At 60.0% G+C, this 1,221-nt stretch carries 1 pseudogene; it reads right to left on the bottom strand.

The features are described from left to right. A pseudogene (locus JMV15_RS27790) lies at positions 1 to 1,221 on the bottom strand (RHS repeat protein); the annotation flags it as partial.

Below are 1,221 nucleotides of genomic sequence, written 5' to 3'. Positions count from 1 at the left end.
AGCGTTCCTGTACGTCTTGGGAGTGGTCGGCGCGGGTCAGGCGGGCGAGGGGGTCGTAGTGGTAGCGGTGTTCGCCTTTGCGGGTGTCGAGCAGGCGGGTGAGGTTGCCGGATTTGTCGTAGTCGTACTGGCGTTGGTAAAAATGGTTTTGCTGTTGGGTTACCGCATGGGCGTGTAGGCGGCTCTGGTCGTCGTAGTGGTAGTGGCTGAGCAGTTGGCCTTGCTGGCGCTGGTGTTCGCGGCCGCTCTTGAACAGATGTGAGGTGAGTACTTCACCGTTGAGTTCGACCGTGGCGAGGTGGCCGCCTTTGTCGTGGTTGAAGGTGACGCGGTTGTTGTCTGGCAGGCACAGGTTTTTCAGCTGGCCGCAGGCGTCGTAGCTGTAGCGCAGGGTGCCCCAGCCTTGGTGTTCGGCGGTGAGGCGGTTTTGGCGGTCGTATTCGTAGGCCAGCGCCCAGTGGCCGTCTTCGGCGCTGAGGAGGTTGCCTTGGCGGTCGTAGGTATAGTCGACAACGCTGTCATCGGGCAGGGTTTTTCGGACGAGGCGCCCGGCGTGGTCGCGCTGGTAGCGGGTAATGAGCTGACTGTCATCGTCGCCGTATTCGGTCTTTTCCAGCAGGTTGCCGTTGAGGTCGTAGGCGTAGGCGGTGCGCTGGCCGTCGAAGCCGGTTTCCTGGCGGATCAGGCCGTTGGGTTGGTAGTCGAGTTGGTAGGTTTCGCCGGCTTCGTTTTCGATCTCGGTGAGCAGCAGCCGGGCGTTGTCGTAGCGGTACTTGACTTGGGTGCCGTCGGCGTTGAGCCGGCGGCTGATCAGGTGCAGGCCGTCGGCGTATTCATAGCGGGTGACGTGGCCGAGTTCGTCGCGTTCGGCGATGATTTTGCCGTAGGGGTTGTAGCTGAATTCTCGTGTGGCGCCGCCTGGCAATACAAGACGAATCAACCTGCCGACGCTGTCCCATTCATAGACTGTCTGCGCGCCGTGTTCATCCTCACGGGCAACTTGCCGCCCCAGATCGTCATAGCGATAACGCTTGATCCCACCATTGGGCAATTGCTCCTCAAGCAGTTGCCCGCGTTCGTTCCACACCAGCCGATGGCAACTGCTGTCGGGATACCAAACCCCAACTAATTGCCCATGTTTGTCATAGCTGTAGTCAGTCGAATTGCCATCCGGGTCAATCTTGCGGATGACATCGCCCTGAACATTGCGCTCATATTTCC

It is taken from the genome of Pseudomonas paracarnis (assembly GCF_904063055.1).
In the GTDB taxonomy this organism is placed as follows: Bacteria; Pseudomonadota; Gammaproteobacteria; order Pseudomonadales; family Pseudomonadaceae; genus Aquipseudomonas; species Aquipseudomonas paracarnis.
This window is presented reverse-complemented; position numbering and strand designations above follow the sequence as displayed.